The sequence below is a fragment of the Actinacidiphila yanglinensis genome (assembly GCF_900107965.1).
In the GTDB taxonomy this organism is placed as follows: domain Bacteria; phylum Actinomycetota; class Actinomycetes; order Streptomycetales; family Streptomycetaceae; genus Actinacidiphila; species Actinacidiphila yanglinensis.
Map to the genome: position 1 here is coordinate 119,714 of NZ_FNVU01000018.1, position 21,029 is coordinate 140,742.

The window sequence follows — 21,029 nt, forward strand, 5'->3', positions numbered from 1 at the left end:
TCGGCGTCGCCGGGCACGCGTCCGCCCAGCACCCGGTCGAGGACGGCTCCGGCGCCCCCGGCCGGAAGCTCCGTACCCCGCCAGGCGACATGCTGGTCGGGTGGACCAGGAGCACAAAGGACATGCCTTGACATCCTTTTCGGGCGGGCCCTAGCGTCCGGGCCATGAGCGACCCGCTGACGACTCCCGGTGCGGACTTCCACCCGCACCTGCCCGACGCCCCCGGCCCGGCGGCCTCGTTGCGGTCCCGCCTGCACCACGTCCGCGCCGGCGCGCTCGACGAGGACACGGCGCAGACCGGCGGCATGCGCAGGTTCGCCGCCGTCAGCGGGAGGACCGTCGGCTCCGGGAAACTGTGGATGGGTCAGACCCACGTGGCTCCGGCCACCTCCTCCTCCGACCACCACCACGGTGCGTCGGAGACCGCGATCCACGTGGTGAGCGGGCACCCCGAGTTCGTCTTCGTCGAGGACACCGGCAAGGGCCCGCAGGAGGTACGGCTGCGCACCTCCCCCGGTGACTACGTCTTCGTCCCGCCCTTCGTCCCGCACCGGGAGGAGAACCCGGACCCGGCCGAGGAAGCCGTGGTCGTCATCGCCCGCAGCACCCAGGAGGCGATCGTGGTCAACCTGCCCGCGCTGTACGCGCGGGGCGCGGAAGAGGAGCAGGCGGACTGACGGCGCGGGGTGGTTGTCGCCGTGCGAGGGGCGAGGCCCGCCGGGTCCCGCCTGCACCCGTACTGCCTCCCTCAGGCCGCGCTCCTCCCGCCGCGGGCCCAACGCAGCCCCAGCCGGACCGCGACCAGCAGCAGCCAGCACCACTTGGCGGCCGTCGGCGACACGTACGCCAGTCCCATCGACAGGACGAAGACCGCGATGGTCAACGTCAGGTCGGCCGTCAGCAGGCGGGTCTCCGCCTTGGGGCGCGGGGCCGCGAGCATGCCCGGCCGGGAGGCGAGGTAGCGCAGCAGCCACAGGTGGACCGCGTCGACGGCGACGACCGCGCCCGAGTAGATCAGCACCGCCTGCGGGCGTCCGCCGTAGTCCGCCAGCAGCGTGGTCGGGAACGGCATGAGGGCGACCAGTCCCAACCCCACCACGGTCAGCCGGATCACGACCTCGTCGACCCGGCGCACGCCCGCGAAGATCCGCCGGTGGTCCCGCCACATCGCGGCGATCACCGTGAAGCTCAGCGCGTACGCGAGCAGCTCGGGGACGGTCTGGCGCAGCGCCCGGCGGAATCCCGCGGGGTCCAGCCCGTCGCGCACCCCGACGTCGAGGACCAGGAGCGTGACGGCGATCGCGAACACCCCGTCGGACAGGGCCAGCAGGCGACCGGGATCGCCGGCCGCGTCGTGCTCCCCCACCGAGGGCTCCTCGTCCGTCCGCGCCGGGGGTTCCCTCATCGGCCCAGGTTAACCGGGTCCGGGCCGCGAACCGGGCGTCCACACGCCCGGCCGCCGGCCCGGTCCGGGCGGGCGTGTCACACCGCCGGGACCGGCGCGGCGACGAGCAGCGGGCAGTGCGTGCCGTGGACGAGGGAGCGGCTGGTGGAGCCGAGCAGCATGCCGTGGGAGCCGTCCCGCCCGCGGGATCCCACGACCAGGCAGCGCGCGTGCCGCGCGGCGGTGGCGAGCATGGGTCCGGCGTCGCCGGTGAGGATCTCGTGGCTCACCTCGGTGTCGGGATACTTCTCGTGGAACCCCGCGAGGAGTTCCGACATCTCCAGGAGCGAGGTCTCCAGGAACTCGGGCGCGCCTGCCGCCCCGGGCGGGCGGACCTCGACGGCCACCAGCCCGACCTTCGCCGCGGCGGCCTCGAAGAACGCCAGCTCCACGGCGGACCGTGCCGCGGCGGACCCGTCCACGCCGACGACGACGGGCGCGTCGCCCGGCGTCTCCGCGGAGCGCTCGGGCACCAGCGCCACCGGGCAGGGCAGCTGTCCGACGAGCGCCATGGCCGTGCTGCCGCCGGCGAAGGTGTCGGCGATGCTGGTGAACCTCCTGGCCCCCAGCACGAGCAGCGCCGCGTCGCCGGCCGCCTCCCGGAGCACGCGGGTCGGCCTGCCCGCGGCGAGTTCCGTGGTCACCTTCAGCGCGTGGTGCCGTGCCCGGACGGTGTCCCGCGCGTCAGTCAGCAGCAGCCGCCCCCTCGCCGGGAAGTGCCGGGACCACCCGGACCAGCTGCGGCCGGGACGGCCCGGCCCGGTCGGCGCCGGCCCGCCGTGCGGCCACTTCTGCGCGTGCAGCAGGCGCATCGGCAGTCCTCTGGACACCGCCTCGTCGGCGGCCCAGTCGATGACGTGGTCGTGGACCGGGGCCAGGGTACGGGCGACTCCGGCGACGACGGCCTCGCCTGCTCCGTTCCTCACGCGTCCACCCCTCTCTCCACCGCCCGCCGGCCCCGTTCGCGGGGCACCACCCCCACGGTCGCCGACCGGGCCGCGTCCTCCCAGGGCCGGTGGGACCAGTCACCCCGCCCGGGCCGGGGTGCTGCTCGTCGGGGACATGGTGCCGTTCGACCCGGGCCTCGGGCCTGCCGGCCCGTTCCGCCCGGAGTGCGGGGGTGCGACCGTCGGAGGTGGTGGCAAGCCTGCGACGGAAGGGCTTCTCCCATGGGTACGGGCCGAAGGTTCTGGCGCTGGCGGCGCAACCCGCTCAAGCGCGGCAGCGACCGCCTGGAGGCGTGCACTCTGCTCCTGTCGGGCCTGCTGCTGGTGGGGGGGACGCCGGCGGCGGGCGTGGAGACCGGGCTCGCCGTCATGGCGCACGCCGACCGGCCGCCCGCGGACTGGAAGCAGGTCTCCGCGGTCGTCACCCACAAGGCGCCACCGCCCACGCCGATCACCGGCATCGACTCCGGCGGCAACCAGGTACGGGCCACGGTGCGCTGGCACGTGTCCGGCCACGAGCACACCGGCGAGGCGCTCGTCGCCCCGAACACGCCGGCAGGCACCCACACCACGATCTGGCTGGACTCCAGCGGCACGGTCCGCCCGAACCCCGTCGACTCGCTGAGCGGCCGGTCCGACGCCATCGCCTACGGCATCCTGGTCGGCTGCGGTACGGCGCTGTTCGCCTGCGGCGGCCGTGCGGCAGCGCTGTCCGCGCTGAACCGGCGGCGTGCGGCCGACCTGACCCGCGAGTGGGCCCTGGTCGGCCCCGAGTGGCGACGCCACCGCACCTGACCTGCACGCTCTTCCCTTGGGGCCACGTCGGAGGCGGAGGTGGGGCGGCCTCGCGGGTCCGCCGGCCCCCGCGGACGGAGTGCGGCGTGCGGACGGCGTGCGGCCTGCGGCGCTGGGGGACGGAGTGCGGCGTCCGCGGAGGTGAGGGAGCCTGGAGGCGAGGCGCCGTGCCCGCTCCACCCCCGCACGAAGGGGGCGTGCACGACGCGAGCCGACGGTTCCGCCCGGCCCCGGTGCCGGGCGGGCCGGGGCGCGATGCTCCACGTCAGGAGTGCATCGGGCCGCCGGACGACAGGTGATGGGTCCGCTCATGGGTGAGGAACCGCGATTCTCCGCGCAGTCCCCGATCCGGGTCTTCCTGGTCGACGACCACGAGGTGGTGCGGCGCGGAGTCCGTGACCTGCTGGACGCCGAGCCGGACATCGAGGTGGTCGGCGAGGCGGAGTCGGCCGGCCACGCCCTGGCCCGCGGCCCCGCGGTGCGCCCGGACGTCGCCGTGCTGGACATCCGGCTGCCCGACGGCGACGGGATCTCGGTCTGCCGGGAACTGCGGTCGTCCCTGCCCTCGCTGGCCTGCCTGATGCTGACGTCGTTCGATGACGACGACGCGCTGCTGGACGCGATCATGGCGGGCGCCGCGGGATACGTGCTGAAGCAGATCAAGGGCTCCGACCTGGTCTCCGCGATCCGCACGGTCGCCGAGGGCCAGTCCCTGCTGGACCCGGCCACCACGACCCGCCTGATGAGCACCCTGCGGGAGGACCGCTCCGACGCGGGTCCCGAACGGGGCGAGCTGGCCGGGCTCACCCCCCGCGAGCGGGAGATCCTGGGCCTCATCGGCGAGGGCCTCACCAACCGGCAGATCGGCGAGAGGCTCTACCTGTCGGAGAAGACGGTGAAGAACAACGTGTCGCGGCTGCTGGCGAAACTCGGAGTGGAACGCAGGGTGCAGGCAGCGGTGATCGCGTCGAACAGCGCTGATCCCCCGCCGGAGCGCGGGTGACGGTCGGGGGTGCACGGCGTCCGCCGACCGCCCGCCGACGCTCCCCCCGCTCCTCCGCAGACCGCCCGCCGACGCTCCCCCCGCTCCTCCGCAGACCGCCCGCAGACGCTCCCGGCCGGCTGACCGCCCGCCCGCCGACACCCCCGTTCCTCCCCGCTCCTCCGCCGATCGGGCGGAAAACCCGGCGGATTCCCGGGACGGCCCCGGCGGAGCCGGCCCGCCACCGCACGGCCGCTAGCGTGCGGGCAGGGTGATCCGGCGGGGAACGGCGGCGGGCGGAGGAAGCGGTGAGCGACGGCGTCGGGGGTGGCGAGCACCCGCCCGGGCTGGAACTGGACGAGTTGCTGGACGAACTGCAGAGCCGCATCAACGCGGTGCGCGGGACCCAGGCACGGGTGCACAGCCTGCTGGAGGCGCTGCTCTCGGTCGGCCGGGAACTGGACCTGCCGCACGTGCTGCGCCGGGTCGTCGAGTCGGCGGTCACGCTGGTCGACGCCGAGTACGGCGCGCTGGGAGTGGTCGAGGGCTCGGGGCTGACGGAGTTCCTGACCGTGGGCGTGTCGGAGCGGCAGGCACACGAGATCGGACCGCTCCCCTCTGGGCACGGGATCCTGGGCGAACTCATCCGGCACCCGCGGCCTTTGAGGCTTCCGGAACTCTCCGCACACCCCGCCTCCTACGGCCTCCCGCGGCACCATCCTCCGATGCACACCTTCCTCGGTGTGCCCATCCGCGTGCGCAACGAGGTCTTCGGGAACCTCTACCTGACCGAGAAGCAGGACGGCGAGGAGTTCGACGCCGAGGACGAGACGATCCTGCGCATGCTGGCGGTGGCGGCCGGCTACGCGATCGAGAACGCGCGGCTGTACCAGTCGGCCCGCGACCGGCAGCGCTGGCTGGAGGCGAACGCGCAGATCGTGGGCGCGCTGCTGTCCGGCGCCCCGCAGGCCGAGGTGCTGAAGGGGATCGTCGACCACGCGCGCCGCATCCTCGGCGCCGACCTCGGGGTGCTCGCCCTGCCGGTCGACGGACGGACGGACCTGCGCGTGGCGATCGCGCTGGGCGTGGACGCCGACGCGCACCGGGACCTGGTGCTGCCCGTGAAGGGTTCCTTCATGGGGGCGGCGATGACCGCCGGCGAGCGGATCACCACGGCCCGCATCCAGGAGGACCCGAGGGTCACCGCCGGGCCGCCCCGCTGGGCGGGCCTGGGTCCCGTGGTGGCGCTCCCGATGATCACCGACGACGGGGTCCGGGGCGTGCTGCTGCTGGGCAGGGAACAGCACGAGGCGCCCTTCAGCGACGAGGAGACCGCGCCCCTGCTCGCCTTCGCCGGGCAGGCCGCACTGGCGATGGAACTGGCCGAACGCCGTCGCGACGCCGAGCAGGTCGCCATCCTGGAGGAGCGCGACCGCATCGCCAGGGATCTGCACGACCTCGCGATCCAGCGCCTGTTCGCCACCGGCATGACCCTGCAGAGCACCCTGCGCTTCGTCGAGCACCCCGAGGCGACCGATCGCCTGCTGCGGGCCGTGGACGACCTCGACGAGACCATCAAGATCATCCGGACCACGATCTTCGGGCTGCGCTCCCACGATCTGGAGCAGCGGACCGAAGGGTTGCGCTCCCAGGTCGCGGCCGGCGTCGAGCGGGCGGCGGACACCCTCGGCTTCACACCGTCGCTGCGGATGGAGGGGCTGATCGACACCGAGGTACCGCCGGCGATCATGGAGGAGGCCGTCGCCGTACTCGGCGAGGCGCTGTCCAACGTCGCCCGGCACGCCCGTGCCTCGTCCGTGGCCGTCGCGCTCGAGGTCGCCCACGGCACGCTCAGCCTGACGGTGCGCGACGACGGGGTGGGCATCGCGGAGCAGGCCGGGCGCAGCGGCCTGCGGAACCTCGCCGAACGCGCGGAGAGGCTGGGAGGGACCTTCCAGGTCGGGCCGGCGCCGGACCGCGGTACCCGGCTGGTGTGGCGGGTGCCGTTGGGACGGGCGGGCACCGGCTAGCGCCGTGGCCGGAAAGGTCGGCCTGGTTCGCGGTGTCCGGTGCGGTGCATCGCAAGGCGGTGGGGGTACCGCCCGGCCGCCGGGCCAGGGGGAGATCGCCCTCGTACCGGGCGTACTCGGGCGACTCCGACAACGCCGGGGGCGCCTCCCGCCGGAGGCAGGGGACAGGTGCCGGGCCGGGCGCCGCGAACCCGTGAACCTTTCCGGTCACGGCACCAGCGTCCCCGTCCGCGGGGGTCGAACGGTCCCCGGCGCGGCACGACCGGCCCCTGCCGCCTTCCGGGGCGACCGGCCAGGGTGGAGGCAGGACGGCCACGCGGAGGAGGTCATGGCGACGAAGGCCCTGGACGCGAGGACACTGGACACGCTGATCTCGGCGGCGGTCGCGGCCCCCTCCATCCACAACTCCCAGCCCTGGCGCTACCGGCTCGATCCCGACACGCGCACGATCGAGGTGTACGCGATGCCGGAGCGGAGGCTGCCGCACACCGACCCCGACGGACGGGCCCTGCACCTGTCGGTCGGCGCGGCGGTCCTCAACCTGCGGGTCGCCGTGGCCCACTTCGGCTGGACGCCGGTCGTCCGGCTGCTCCCCCGGCCCGCCGTGCCCGACCATCTGGCGTCGGTGCGCCTGGCCGGACGGCCGCCGGGCGGCGACGCGTTCGAGGAGAACCTGTACGAGGCGTTGTGGCGCCGGCACAGCAGCCGATTCCCGTTCTCGGACCGGCCCGTACCCGTCCGGCTCGTCGACGAGCTCGCGGGCGCGGCGGCACGCGAGGGCGCCCGGCTGATCCGGCCGTCGCCCGCGGAGACCTCCCGCATCCTGGAGCTCACGGCGGAGGCCGCGTGGTACGAGTCCGCGGACGCGCAGCGCCGGGTGGAGAGCCGTTCGTGGATACGGGACGAGGGTTCGGACGGCGTGCCGGCCTCGGCGCTCGGCCCGCGGGACGAGGCGGGACGGATGCCCGTCCGCGACTTCTCCGCGCCGCCGTCCGTGCACCGGCCGGATCCGGCGGCCTTCGAGTCGCACCCGGTCGTCACCGTCCTGTCCACGGCGCGGGACACGCCCGAGGAGTGGCTGCGCGCCGGCCAGGCGCTGGAGCGGACGCTGCTGCTCGCGACGGCGCACGACCTCAGGGCCTCCCTGCTCCACCAGGCCCTCGAATGGGACGACCTGCGCTGGGCGCTCAACGACCCGCGGGGAGGGATCGGCCACGTGCAGATGCTGATCAGGGTGGGCTACGGCCCGGAGGGCCCGCCCACCTCGCGGCTGCCGGTGCGGGACGTGCTGGAACCCCCGCGGTGGCCCGCGTAGCCGTACCGAGGGTCCCGGGCCGCGGGGGCCACTGGGCCCTTCCGGCGGCGCGGGCGGGAGAGCGAGGCTGGAAGAGGACCCCCGAGGAGGCGGATGCCCATGCGTCGCAATGTCACAGCAGGAGCCGACGGTTCGGCCACCGCCCTGGCCGCGTGCGAGTGGGCGGCACGGGAGGCGGAGCTGCACGGGGCGTCCTTGCGGATCGTCCACGCCGTGGCGCCCCTGCCCGGTCGCACCACCGTGACGAACCCCACCGATCCCACGCCCCGCCCCAAGACGGCGGACCGGCTGGGCAGCGAGACGGAGGACCGCGTGCGCAGCGGGTTCCCGGACCTGCCGGTGGTGACCGACGAGGTCGCGGCGCGCCCGGTCGACGCGCTGGTGGACGCCGCCGGGGACACCGAGATGCTCGTGGTGGGCTCGCACGGTACGGGGACGATCGCGACGCTTCTCGGTTCGGTGGGGCGCGGGGTCGCCGGGCGTGCGCCCTGCCCGGTCGTCCTGGTTCCCGAGGACGCCGACGGCGGCGGGGACGTCGTCCTGGGACTCGATCTGGATCGGACGGCGGACCGGGCGATCGCCTTCGCGTGCGACGAGGCCGCCGCGAGAGGAGGTGCCCTGCGCGTCGTGCACGGCCGTTCCGCCCGCCGCGGCGGCCCGTCCGGCGCCGCGGAGCAGGAGGGGGCGGACACCGAAGAAGAGGCGTTCGCGAAGAGGCTGGCCCCCTGGCGGGCGAAGTACCCCGGGGTGCGGATGATGGGTGAGGCCGCGCTCGGTGGCGGCGCCCGCGATCTCGCCGACGCGGCACTCGACGCTTCCCTCGTCGTCCTGGACCGCGGCAACCACAAGGGCGCCGACCAGATCGGCACGGTGGCGGAGGCGGTCCTGAAGTCCTCCGCGACCCCGGTCGCCGTCGTCCCGTAGCCCGCAGCAACCCCCGTGACGCGCACGGGAGTCGACGAGGACGTCGGTCAACCTCTCCCGGCGGGGCGCCCGCTCACGGGCCGATGTGGAGGAACGGCGCCCAACGACTCGGCTCGCGGGCGTAGTCGTCACGTCCGCGGTACTCGCGCAGCGCGCCGTGGAGGGCCCGGGCGGCGCCGGACGGGTCGAGGCGGGAGCGGCCCGGCAGTGCCCCACCGGGAAGCGAACCGCCGCCGCCGAGGCGCTGGTGGACGCCCCTGGTGATCCGGGCGGCGTCGGCGGCCCCGACCGACCAGAAAGGTGCTCACGACCCGTCGCCGGCCGACGTGGTACAGCGCGGTGGCGAGACCGACCGCCTCGTCCGGCACGGCGACGCCGCCGGTGGTGCTCTTGCCGGCGGACAGGAACACGAACTCGCCGCCGGCCGCAGGGTCGACGCTCGTGGACGCCCCGGAACGGCCGACTTTCGCGTGCTCCACCGGTGGCCCGGTGTGCCCTCATGGGCGTGCTGTGCAGCGGGTTTGCGGGGGAGGCTCTCATGCGCTGCCGGATCACCGTCGGAGAAGGGTGCGAACTCGCCCGGGCGCGCCCGAGCGGGCGGCTCCGATCGGCACGGCACCGGCGCACCCGACCATGGCGGCGTCCGACCGCGTCCGCGTGGGGCCCGCAACACGCTCACGGCGTCGATCCGCGCGGCCGGTGACCCGCACCGCACGCCCCGGGCCCGCCGGCAACGGGGGGTGGGGCCGGGGCACGCGCCCCCTTCCCGCGCACCCACCGCGCCGCGCGATCGGCCGTGCTAGCGTCCCTCGTTCACGTCCGTCCACTCAGCGCGGGGGCCTGATGAAGCTTCTCCTCACCGACTCCGGCGTCAGGAACGCGAGCATCCTGGCGGCCTTGGTCGATCTCCTGGGCAAACCGGTCGCCGAGGCCGGCGCCCTGTGCATCCCCACCGCGGGCTACGGAGGGCCGTACGGGGATCCGGGCGGCCCCTGGCGATTCGTCAGCGGACGGACCCCGAGTCCGATGACCGAGTTGGGCTGGAAGTCGGTGGGCATGCTGGAACTCACCGCGCTGCCCAGCATCGACAGGGACCGCTGGGTCTCCTGGGTCCGCGAGGCCGACGTCCTCCTGGTGAACGGCGGCGACACGCTGTACCTGGCGCACTGGATGCGGGAGTCCGGACTGGCCGACCTCCTTCCGTCCCTGCACGACACGGTCTACGTGGGACTCAGTGCCGGGAGCACGGTGCTGACGCCCCGCGTCGGGAAGTTCTTCGTCGGCTGGGAGCCGCCGACCGGTGAGGACACCGCGCTGGGAGTCGTCGACTTCTCCCTCTTCCCGCACGTCGGCAGCCCGGACTGTCCGGACAACACCATGGCCGCGGCGGAACGGTGGGCCGCCGAGATCCACGGACCGGCGTACGCCATGGACCGCGAGACCGCCATCAAGGTGACCGACGGCGCCGTCGAGGTCGTCTCCGAGGGGAACTGGAAGCTGTTCAACCCGGCATCGCGGAACTGACACTCCGTCACGTGCACGCGAACACCGCACGGGACGCCACCTGCCCCGGGGAAAACGGGTTGTCGTGCGTGCGTCCGGGGTCCGAGGATGGCGCCTCATGATGACTGCACCCGGGAAACCCTCCTCCGATGCCCTCCGCCCGGTCGCGCTGGTGACCGGCGTCGGCCGCTCCGTGGGGATCGGGGCAGGGATCGCCCGCCAACTGGCCCGGGCCGGCTGGAACATCGCCTTCACGTACTGGACGCCGTACGACGCCCGCATGCCCTGGGGCGTCGAGGACGGCGCCGGGGAGGCCGCCGCCAGGAGTCTCGCGGAACGTGGCGCCGAGACCCTGGCGGTGGAGGCGGACCTCGCCGATCCGGATGCCCCTCGACATCTCTTCGACGAGGTCGAAAGCAGCCTCGGCAACGTCACCGCCCTCGTGATGTGCCACTGCGAGTCGGTCGACTCCGGCCTGCTCGACACGACCGTCGAGAGCTTCGACCGCCATTTCGCGGTGAACGCGCGTGCCACCTGGCTGCTGATCCGTGAGTACGGTCGCCGTTTCCGCGGGGCCGCCGGGACCGGACGCGTGATCAGCCTCACCAGCGACCACACCGTCGGCAACCTGCCCTACGGCGCGAGCAAGGGCGCATTGGACCGCATCACCCTGGCCGCCGCCCACGAGCTCGCGCACCTCGGGATCACCGCCAATGCAATCAACCCGGGGCCGATAGACACCGGCTGGATGTCCGACGCCCTCCGCATCGACCTCCTCCACCAGACCCCGCTGGGCCGCCTGGGCACCCCCCGCGACACGGCCCACCTCGTGGACTTCCTGTGCTCACCCGAGGGCCAGTGGATCAACGGTCAGCTCCTGAAGAGCAATGGCGGCTTCGCCAGCTGAGCCGCCGGGGCGGAGCGTGCTTCGTTGTCGGTGCCACCGTGCAGGATCAGCGCGTCAGTTCTCGTTCAGCGATGGGGAAGCACCGTGCCGATCACCAACCAGCAGGCGGCAGAGCACAGGTTTCTGCGGCACATGTACGCGGACGCGTACTTTCCCGATCACGTCGTCGACCGGGGCAGGGCGATACTCGCCCGGTTGTGCGAGCGGATCGAGGCCGAGCGCCCCTCGGATCTGAGGGCCCTGTACGCGCTCACCCAGGCCGCGACGGAGGAGTTCAACGATCTGGAGGCGGAGTTCGAGGCGGCCGGAAGCGAGATCGAGACCGTCGCACGCGAGTGGATCGCCGAGGACTTCTGGTTCGTCGCATCGGCATACGGTTTCGGGGACGCGGACGTGGAGGAGCTGATCGCCACCCGGGACTGGTGAGGCTCCCCGCGGCACGGACGCAGCTGCTGCCGCAGCCGCACCGACCGTTCCCCAGCCATTGTCAGGGGCCACGTCTACCGTCAGGCCGTGACCTTTACATTGCCTGACGGTCTGCCTCCCGGGCGTTCAGAGCCTCCTGGTTCGGCGGCGATATGGATATCGAACAAACTGCCCGCGGACATCGAATCCCTGTGGGCTCTCCTGCTGGAGCAGCAGGAGAGCACGGGGCTGTTCCCGCTGCTGTGCTGGCCCGGTTCACCGGCCCGGTCCTCGCTGGCCGAGGTGGATGAGATGCGCCTGGAGCCGGTACTGGCCGCGGGATTCGCCGAATACCGCCGGCAGCGGCTGCCGTTCTGGTCTGCCCCCGCACCCGAGGAGGGTCCGGAGGGAGTCGAGCCCTGGCCGCACGATCCCGGGCCGCCTTTTGAGAACTGGCCCGGGCTGGCGCCGCCGGTAGCGGTGGCCACGGACACTCCTTCCCCGGCTCGGGCGGCTGCGCGCACGGTCGCCCATCTCGTGAACGCGGGAGGGCACGAGCTCAAGGACTGCCGCCTCGCTCTCGTCCCCGCCCGGCGCAGCGCGGATCTCCCGGCACTTCTGGAGTGGTCGTCGGAGGCCCCGGTCCCTCTGGTGTCCGCCCTGTTGCGCAGCTGGGAGGAGCGGTTCGGCACGCAGGTGGTGTCCGCCTGCGGAAACTCGCTGCATGTCTCGGTCGCCCGGCCGCCCCGGAACCTGCGGGACGCCGAACTCCTCGCGTGCGAGCACGTGTTGTCCACGGCGGCCAGCATCGTCGACGATCCGCCGACGCCGTTTCCGGAGTACGCGGCCGAGCTGGTGGGTCGATCCGACTGGTGGTTCTGGTGGGATTAGGGCGGTGAGGGCCGTCCGTGCCGAACCCTGGTGGGCGCCCTCCGCGCCGGGCGCCGCGAGCCCAGCCCCCGCGGCTGAGCCGCCGGACCACCGGCCCGTGGCCGGTTTCTCGCGCAGTTCCCCGCGCTCCTGGGTGGTTACCGCTGCCCGCAAGGATGCCCCCTCCCCGGGACAGGACCCGCCGGACCACCGGCCGGTATCCGACTCCACGCGCCTGCCCGCAAGGATGCGCCTCCCCCGGGCAGAGTTGACCTTGCAGGCGACGGCGCCCCACAGGGGCGCGGGGAACTGCGCGACCAGCCACAACGGCGCAGCCGGGAACCCGCGAGCCGAACCCCCACGACCAAACCGCCGGACCACCGGCCGGGCGGGGCCGCCGACGCTCCGTGAGGGTGTGACCGCGCCGGGTCGAGGTCGGGCGGTCGGGACGCGGAGTCGAGATGCGCTTCCGCCGGAGTGGACCAGACTGGGGTGAAGGGGGAGACATTCGAACACTGACGCGGGCCCCGGGAGAGGGGCGGAAGCCCTTCCGCGGGTTGGCCGAGGGCTGCCCCGGAGAGGGTGGCGCTCGCCGAGTGCCATGGCAGGAGCGCCTGAGCGCCCTCCCGCGGTGGAGGGCCACGTTCGGGGCGCGCACGGTGCGGTACCTGCGCGGCTCGCCCGTACCCGACGGTGAGAAGGCGAAGCGTGATGGGCGAACCGAAGAACCTCGGCCTTGCTGCGGCCGTGGCCGGCGGCTATCTGCTCGGCCGCGGCAAGAAAGGGCAGATGGCGCTGACGGCCGCTGCCATGCTGGCCGGCAGAGGACTGCGGCCGGGTGGACTCGTCTCCGACGGCATCCGCAGGATCCCGGGCGTCCCGGCCCCTTCGAAGGAGCCGGATACGGAGGGCGACGAGGGCGACGAGCGCCCGAAGGGCGGGCACGGCGACGCCCACCACGGACCGCACGCCCACGGCCGCCTCAGCCGTACCGCCCGCGGCGCCGCCGCATCGGTGGCGAACCGCGGCATCACCGCGCTCACCGACGCGCTGCACGAGCACACGCTCCACCTGGCCGACGAACCCGCGGGCGACGACGCCGAGGAGCCGGACGCGGACGCGGCGAAGGAAGAGGCGAGGGACGAGCCGGAGGAGGAGGCAGCGGAGAAGGCCGAGGACGGTTCCGAGCCGCCCGGACCGAAGAAGGTCGCCAAGAAGGCCGCCCAGAAGGCCGCTCCGGGCAAGCGCCCCGCGAAGAAGGCCGCAGCAAAGAAGCCTGTCACGACCCGAGGGCCGGCCGGGAAGAAGGCCGCTCCGGCCCGCAAGACGACCGCAAGGAAGAACCAGCCCACCCAGAAAGCAGCCCCGCGCACCCGGCGGGAGAGGTGATCGTCGATGGCGACCGACCAGAAGACGAAGGAAACCGAGCCCAGCCCGATGGCCCTGCTCAAGCACGAGGTGGGCCAGTACCTCAGTGCTCGCGCCAAACACGCCGCCCGCAAGGCCGGGAGCCGGCTGACCGAGGCGACCGACAAGCTCGTGGACGTGGACGAGGACAGCGGCACCGTCCCGAAGGTCGGCAAGCGCGTCCTGCACGGTGAGTCGCCGGCCAAGGCGATCGCCGCCGAGAAGGGCGAGGACATCAAGAGCGGCGTCACCGGGAAGCTCAAGGACGCGGTCTCCGGCGGGGGTTCGGATGACGGCGACGCGTCCAGCGACACCAAGGCCACGAACATCATCGAGATGATCGACGTCGGGGTGCCGCTGCGGACCGCGTACGACCACTGGACGGAGTACGAGAACTTCAGCGGGTTCACCAAGGGCGTCCAGAAGGCGGAGCGGGGCGAGGAGGCGACCAGCGAGTGGACCGTCAAGGTCGGCCCGTCAACGCGGACATGGAAGGCGACCATCCAGGAGCAGTTGCCCGACGACCGCATCGTGTGGACGTCGGAAGGCGCACAGGGCACCACGCAGGGCGCGGTCAGCTTCCACGAGATCGCCCCGACGCTGACCCGGATCATCCTCGTGCTGGTCTACTACCCGACCGGCATCGTGGAGAAGACCGGCAACCTCTGGCGCGCCCAAGGCCGCCGTGCCCGGCTGGACTTCAAGAACTTCCAGCGCTACGTGACCTTCGCCGAGGAAGAGGCCGAGGGCTGGCGCGGCGAGATCCGCGAGGGTGAGGTCGTCCAGAGCCACGAGGAGGCCATGGAGCAGGAGCAGACCGAATCGGACGAAGCCGAAGAGGACACCGACGACGAAGCCAACGAGGACGAAGCGGACGACGAGGAAGACGACAAAGACGAAGAAGAAGACTCACAAGAAAACGAAAACCAAAACAGCGCCAACACCCGGACGGCGACGGCCGCACCCCAGCAGCAGCCCGCACCCCCAACGACCACACGCCAAACGCCGACCCGAACCCCCGCCCGGACACCCCCCACCACCACGGCGACCACATAAACCAGAAACTCAAAGAACGGCGACCCCGGGTGCCCCCCCACGAGCACGCGCCCCACCTGAAAAAAACGGACGAACGCGGAAACGGCCGGCCCGGCCACCGCGAACGCCACGGCACCCCTCGACAGGAACACGCCCGACCCAAGGCCCGACGCCACAAACGCCCGAACAGCAGCGGCAACGGGCGGCCCACCACCGACCCCAACCCGCAGACCAAGAACCACGCCACACCACCCAAGGGCAACGCGACCACCGCGGCAACCGCCCCCCCGAGGCGCGCCAGCACCGAGCCGAGCCCCGGCACCAGCAACGACCTCCACAACGGCAACTCCGGACCAGCCAACCCCAACGACGACCGAACCTCGGCAGCAGCAAACACCCGCCAGCACGGCGGCCACGCAGCCGGCCAAGCCGGACAGCAAGCAGGCTCGCAAACCGGGAACCCCGCGAACAAGGCCCCCTCACCGCAAGGAGAAGCCAGCCACGGTGGACCCACCACCGCCGACCACCACAACACCGGCACCCAGACCAACGCCACCCACGAAACCACAGGAAACGCCCGGAAGGCCGCGGACAGCAGAACCGAAGCCGCGGAAAAGACCACCGACCAGCCCACCGACCCCCCCAACAAGACCACACCCCACGACGGCGCCGGAACCCCACCCGAACACCACGCCACCGACCACCGCCCCGAAGAACGGCGCCACCCGCCGCGAGACCCGCACCGCCAACCACCCCACGCCCCCGCCCACCGCACCCCCGCCCCGCGCCGCCACCAACCCCAGGCACAGCCCCCACCCACGCCGGATCACCGGAAAACCCCGCCACCGCATCCCACGACACCAAAAGACCGACAGCAGCGACCAAGCAATCCAGGACCACGTCTACAAACCCACCGGCCACGACGAGCAGCCGGAGCACACGCCACCGACGAACAGGCAGCACGCCCGCGGCGAGGAACACAACCAAGAGAGCCGCGACAAACCCCGGGCCCAGCCGGAAAAACAGGACGAAACCAACGGATCGGACACCAACGCCGAGGAGCAGCGCGAGCGGGAGAGCCAGCACGACCGGCGCGCCGAGCAGCGGCCCCACACCCGGGACGAGGACCACGCCGGCGACGGGCCCGGCGACACCAAGAACAGCGACCCCAACAGGAGCGACACGCAGCCCCCCAACGCCCGCACCGGCCGCCGGCGCGCTCCCAACCACAGCCCCAAAAGGCCCGACAACAACGACACCATCACCGAGCACAGCGGCGCCGACAGCCGCACGGCGGCCGCAGAGGAGACCACAAGGCACCCCAGAAAAAACCCACCCAACGACACCACCGGACGGCAGCACCACGCAACAGCACCGCCCGCGGCAAGCACCCCGAAGCCCCCGCACCCAGCCCACCCCAACCACGAGCCCGACACACCAACCAACAGCGCAGCAACCGCAGGGGAACCGACAGCGAAGCGGGACACCCCGCACACCCCACACAACCCCGCCACGGAACGGACCCACGACCGGCAGACCGCCAACAATCCGACCGCCAACCCCCCCCCCACGGAACCACCAACCCCCACAGGAGCAAACAAACACCCCGCCCGCCCGCAGCCGCCCCCGACCCCCCGATCCGGGCCGCCAACCGCCACGCGGCGACGTCCCCCACCGCCCTGCCCGCCCCCCCCCTGAACTCCCCCCACCCGCTCGCGAAGGCCGACGACGACGCCAACCCCAACTACAACGGAAAGCCGAAGAAGCCCCTCCACCACACCACCACCAACAACAACGGGACCACCGGCCACACCGCCGACAACGCCCAGCCCAACAACGACCGCGCCCGCCGCGGCAACAAGAAGCGCCCCGGCAGCACCCCCGACCCCGACAACCACCACACCGCCGACCAGCACCGGATGCCCGGCGGGAACGACACCAAGGAGGACAGCAACCTCCGGCACCACCACCCCTACACCCAACACAAGACCGACCAAGACACCAGCCACGCCGACACCCACAACACCCCCCGCGACGACACCGCCCCCACCGGCAAGGACAACCCGAACAGCCGGCCCACCCCGACCGCAACACGCGACCCCAACCCACCCGACGCGCCGACCACCCCCAAGGCCACCCACGCGGACAGCAACCCCACCCTCAACCCGCCCCGCAACGGCGACGCCCACCGCCCCGACGACCGCCTCGACCCCAACACCGCCCGCCCGCTCCCGCCGGACACCCCCCAACCGATCAGCCGCACCAACCTGCCCACCACCAACAACAACACGGCCCGCCGCCCCCAAAACGGCACCAACCACGACATCCACGGCACCAGCACCCACCCAACCAGCAACCACGCCCAACCCGCACCCCCGGCCAGAACCCCCCCACCCCACACCACAAACCCACGGCAAAAGAACGACCCGGAAGCGCACGCCAACGCGAACGAGAACGCCACCATCACACCGCCCAACCAGGACGAACCCAGCAACGACGTAGCCAGATACCACCTCCACCGGGCCACGGCCACCGCCGGCCCACCGACCCAGCTCACGCCCGCACCCCCGACAAACAAAGGCAACCACGACACGAAAACACCCAACGCAATCCCGGCAGACCACCGCCGAATCGCCCTCGAACAGCACCGCAACCAGGCAACGCACCCCCCACCCAGCCCCCGCCGCCCCCACGACGCCAGCCGCACACCCCCACCGCCCACCCCGCGGAACGACACCCCAAGCACCCACCGCACAAAACAAGAACCCGCCGACAAACCGCACGGCACCCCCACCCACGCCCAAAAACGCCACCCAGCCCACCCGCACCGAACCGACACCAAACGCACAACGGCCCCGAACACCGCAGCACAAGAACAACACAGCCACGCGCCCCGCGGCACAGGCGCCCCCCAACCCGGAACCCCCGAGAGCAAGCCCCAAAAACACCCCCACCGCCACGAGCCCCCGCCCCCAAAAACAGCCGCCACCCGACCCCCCCCACCAGACACCACACAGCCGCCCCCGCCCACCGGCGCCAAACCCACCAACAACCACCCCAACACCCAGAGCCCGACCCACGGGAACGGGCCAACCCACAAGCACACCCCCCGGCTCCAGCAGCCACGCGACCGACACCACGACACGTCCCACCAAACACAGCACCACCCCCCGCGAGACCCCCACGAACTGGAAAAAACAACGCAGCCCGCCCCAGGCGACCCCGACGCGATCAGACCCCTCCACCCCGCAGGAAAACACACTGAAACCAAAGGCCGCCACGCATGGCAACACGACGCCCCGCCAGCCCCACACCCCGGACCGACCCCGACACCCACACCCCCGCCCGGCGCCCCCACCGGCGCCCACAACACCAACGCCAACCGCAACCACCACCACCGCCGGCCCCCCAACGCCCCGGACAACCGAGGAGCCCAGAGCGCCACGCCCCCGCCAGGCACCACCCCAGGACCCCACCCGCCACCCCCACCCCAAGGAGAGAGCCGCCACGAGCACCAAGCCAACAACGAAGCCCCGCACCGCAGCACACCCGCCGCGCCACGAACCACCACCCCCCTGCACACCACCCACCCGACAGGCACCACAGCCCCCCGACCCACAGGCCAAGGAAAAGACACCTCCCGCACCCCGAACCCCACGCCAACACGCGAAGGCCCCGCCTACCGGGGCTACCCGGCCCGCCACAGCACAGAAGGATACACGCGGGGGCCAGAGGAACGAAACAACCAGCAGACCCGAACACAAGACGCCCCCACACCACCCCGGACCACAAGGCACGTGAGCACCCCACGCGACGAACCGGGAAAAAAAGCCGCGCCACCAACCCCCCCCGAGGCGACCCAACCCTACCCGGACCGAGGGACCGCGCCCGCCCCCGCAACCGCGGGCACCCCCCCCCCCGCCCACGCCGACGTCCGGCTACACCCGACCACAACCAAAGCCACCGACGTCCCCCCAGACCGGCCCGACCACGCCCGCGGCCCCACCCCGGCCGCAGACGCCGACGACCAGCACACCCAGCACCCCGCGACCGCCACCACCGACACCCACCCGACCGACCACAACGCCCCCAAACCGGACCACGCCGACGGGGCAGTGCACGCACACGGCACCCGCCAGACCCCGCACACCCGCCGCCAGAGCCTCGACGAGCAGCCCCAGCAGCCCCCCGCCCAACAGCACGAGGGCACCGACCCGCCAGCAGGCGACCGACACCTCACGACGCACAACCCCATCCCACCCGACACCCACACCCGCGGCGACAGCATCACCCAGCCCACGAACCGGACCGGCCCCGACGCACAGCACACCACGCCCACGCCCGGCCCCACCGGAACCGACCGCCCCGCCCCCAGCGACAACCACCCCACCGGCGCCGCCCACGACCACCGCGACCCCGAAGACGCGGGCGGAAACCAGGACCACGTCCAGCCCCCCCACGCCTACAAGAAACCCCAGCACCAACCCCGACACCCCACGGCGGAGCACGACCAGAACGAACCCGCCCGCGATCCCGGCCACCAAGACCTCAAAGACCGCCACCCAGAAGACAGCCTCGAACAGGCCAACCACGGCCAACCAATCACCGCAGACCTTCACACACCGAACAGCAGCCATGGACCGAAGCGCGACCGCACCAGCCCCCACCAGCAAGAGCAAGAGCAACAGCGCCAGCACCAAGACGACAGCCAGACGGCGCCACCAGTCCTGGGCCGCGCCCAGGGCCGCGGAGAACAGCGGGAGCGCCTGGGCGCGCGCCGACAGCGCCACCGCCATCCCACCAAGCTCCGACCCCACCGCCTCGAGCAGGGGCAGGTCGGGAAGGCCCACCACAAAAACCATCAGGCCACCGACCCGGGGGAACAGCCACAGCACCACGTCCCCGGGCCCAACGACGGCCGGGTCGACCGGGGACAACCACGGCGCCGCAAACACGACCACACCCCCCCGCACCGGGACCCCGTAGCCCGCAACAACCACCGGCACCGCGCCCAACAAGCCCAGCACGCCACCCACCAAGGACCGCAGCACCCGCACGCCCGCGGCCGCCGGCACCCAGGGGAGGTCCGCAACGACCTCCAAGAAGACGTCGCCGAGCACCTCCGTCCGCACAACGCCGGGCACACCAACGAACACACCAGCGACGTCAACAACCAAACAACCGCCCCCCAGCACCAGCGACAGGACGCCCGAAACGCCGAACACACCCAGAAAGGCCAGATCCGAGGCAGCCACGACCACGCCACCAGCCCCCGACACACCCGGGGCGACCCGAACCCCGACCAGCCCAGGGCCCGAACCCACCACCCGGAACGCTCCCCCGAGAACAAACCCCCGGACCACCCACGACGCACCACCAACCGTCAGCCCGCAAGCGCCAGGATCCCACGCCCACAGCCCGCCCAGCCTCCGACGGGCGGCGGCAACGCAGACGCCGCCGACCAGCACGAGACCCACCCACGCCGCGGCCGCCAAGACCACGACCTTGACCACGGCGAGGCCCCACCCAAGCCCCAGCAGGGCCACGGCCCCCACATCCACCAACGAAACCGCCAGGCCCACCCCGAAGCCGGGCAGCGCCCGGACCCAGGAAGCGGCGACAACGGCCAGCGCGTAGACGACCCGCCCGAGGCACACCTACACACCGTCACCCAAGGCGACCGCGACGAACCCGGCCGGCAGCCCGGCAGGATGCCCCGCCGCAACAACGACAGCCACGACGAGAGCGAACACCACCACCCCATCCACCCCGCCGACCCCACCCACCCCAACCACCAACGCAACCCCGCCCGACCCGGGAAACACCACGACGCACGCCAGACCCAGAACAACCAACACGGCGTGCACCAGGACGACGGCCGCCCGCACGGGGGCGAAGACCGCAACAGCACCCTCGACATCCAAGACCAGCCCGTCCGCGCCGTCAGGCCCGGCCAGCAACGACAAACACCGGTACAGCGCGAGACACACCCGACCGCCGGCAAAGAACACCGGCCCAGAGTCGACGCCGACCACCAACGGGACCCCGCCAGCCTCCTCCGGAAAGCGACCACGCGAGAACCACGCCGCAAAGGAGAACCCGCCACCAAGCACAAGCAAGCCCCCGCCACCAAAAAAGACGCGGTAACACCCCAGCGGCACCGCCCACACAAGAACGCCCCACAACAACCCCAAACCGACAAACCCCCAAAACCAAGCCAGGGACCACCACGGAAGCACAACGCCGGCGAAAAGGACCTTGTCCGGACGGTTGACGCGTACGGTGTGCCGCCCGGCCCGCACCGTCATTGCGTCGTTCGCGCTCATGGGCCCTCCCGGGTGATGGCACATGCGGTGATCCCCCGTGCGGTGATCGCCCGCACGGTGACGGCTGCGGCGCCGCCGTCCGCCGCCGTTCCCGGTTCTCTCCGGAACGGCACCCCTCGGGTGCCCGGTCGGGCCCGGA

The 21,029-nt window shown here is 72.6% G+C and carries 16 protein-coding genes; 12 read left to right on the forward strand and 4 right to left on the reverse strand.

The genetic code is table 11. The annotated features are described in order from the left end of the window. Positions 1-164: 164 nt before the first annotated feature. A complete protein-coding gene (locus tag C4U44_RS31065) occupies positions 165-677 on the forward strand; it encodes a cupin domain-containing protein (RefSeq protein WP_103889382.1) in 513 nt (170 codons plus the stop codon). 71 nt (positions 678-748) lie between these two features. Here C4U44_RS31065 and C4U44_RS31070 read toward each other — a convergent pair whose 3' ends face one another. Next, entirely contained in the window at positions 749-1,405 is a 657-nt protein-coding gene (locus tag C4U44_RS31070; RefSeq protein WP_200823466.1) for a TMEM175 family protein, read from the reverse strand. Between the two features lie 77 nt (positions 1,406-1,482). Then, complete coding sequence (locus tag C4U44_RS31075; protein WP_103889383.1) at positions 1,483-2,370, reverse strand: universal stress protein; 888 nt, start codon at positions 2,368-2,370, stop codon at positions 1,483-1,485. A gap of 243 nt (positions 2,371-2,613) precedes the next feature. Between C4U44_RS31075 and C4U44_RS31080 the strand changes: the two genes are divergently transcribed. The 11 genes from C4U44_RS31080 (at position 2,614) to C4U44_RS31130 (ending at position 14,585) form a co-directional block, all read left to right on the forward strand. Then, entirely contained in the window at positions 2,614-3,186 is a 573-nt protein-coding gene (locus C4U44_RS31080; protein WP_103889384.1) for an Rv1733c family protein, read from the forward strand. 310 nt (positions 3,187-3,496) lie between these two features. Beyond that, on the forward strand, positions 3,497-4,189 hold the full coding sequence (locus tag C4U44_RS31085) for a response regulator (RefSeq protein ID WP_103889451.1): 693 nt from the start codon (positions 3,497-3,499) through the stop codon (positions 4,187-4,189). 287 nt (positions 4,190-4,476) lie between these two features. Further along, positions 4,477-6,198, forward strand: a complete 1,722-nt coding sequence (locus C4U44_RS31090; protein ID WP_160145149.1) for a sensor histidine kinase — start codon at positions 4,477-4,479, stop codon at positions 6,196-6,198. A 328-nt stretch (positions 6,199-6,526) separates the two neighbouring features. Beyond that, positions 6,527-7,513, forward strand: a complete 987-nt coding sequence (locus C4U44_RS31095; RefSeq protein ID WP_103889385.1) for an Acg family FMN-binding oxidoreductase — start codon at positions 6,527-6,529, stop codon at positions 7,511-7,513. Positions 7,514-7,612: 99 nt separating this feature from the next. Further along, positions 7,613-8,437 (forward strand): universal stress protein, encoded by an 825-nt coding sequence (locus C4U44_RS31100; protein WP_160145150.1) that lies wholly within the window; start codon positions 7,613-7,615, stop codon positions 8,435-8,437. Positions 8,438-9,280: 843 nt separating this feature from the next. After that, positions 9,281-9,961, forward strand: a complete 681-nt coding sequence (locus C4U44_RS31105; RefSeq protein WP_103889387.1) for a Type 1 glutamine amidotransferase-like domain-containing protein — start codon at positions 9,281-9,283, stop codon at positions 9,959-9,961. 97 nt (positions 9,962-10,058) lie between these two features. Continuing rightward, positions 10,059-10,847, forward strand: coding sequence for an SDR family oxidoreductase (locus C4U44_RS31110; RefSeq protein ID WP_103889388.1), 789 nt, complete (start codon positions 10,059-10,061; stop codon positions 10,845-10,847). Between the two features lie 84 nt (positions 10,848-10,931). Next, positions 10,932-11,273, forward strand: a complete 342-nt coding sequence (locus tag C4U44_RS31115; RefSeq protein ID WP_103889389.1) for a DUF5713 family protein — start codon at positions 10,932-10,934, stop codon at positions 11,271-11,273. A gap of 87 nt (positions 11,274-11,360) precedes the next feature. Beyond that, positions 11,361-12,143, forward strand: coding sequence for a DUF4253 domain-containing protein (locus tag C4U44_RS31120; protein ID WP_200823467.1), 783 nt, complete (start codon positions 11,361-11,363; stop codon positions 12,141-12,143). Between the two features lie 690 nt (positions 12,144-12,833). Next, positions 12,834-13,511: a hypothetical protein gene (locus tag C4U44_RS31125; RefSeq protein ID WP_103889391.1), complete on the forward strand. Its 678-nt coding sequence runs from the start codon at positions 12,834-12,836 to the stop codon at positions 13,509-13,511. Positions 13,512-13,517: 6 nt separating this feature from the next. Next, positions 13,518-14,585 (forward strand): SRPBCC family protein, encoded by a 1,068-nt coding sequence (locus C4U44_RS31130; RefSeq protein WP_103889392.1) that lies wholly within the window; start codon positions 13,518-13,520, stop codon positions 14,583-14,585. 3,917 nt (positions 14,586-18,502) lie between these two features. Here C4U44_RS31130 and C4U44_RS31145 read toward each other — a convergent pair. Continuing rightward, on the reverse strand, positions 18,503-20,221 hold the full coding sequence (locus tag C4U44_RS31145) for a hypothetical protein (protein ID WP_103889395.1): 1,719 nt from the start codon (positions 20,219-20,221) through the stop codon (positions 18,503-18,505). Further along, a complete protein-coding gene (locus C4U44_RS31150) occupies positions 20,222-20,890 on the reverse strand; it encodes a hypothetical protein (protein ID WP_103889396.1) in 669 nt (222 codons plus the stop codon). It lies immediately after the preceding gene. Positions 20,891-21,029 lie beyond the last annotated feature (139 nt).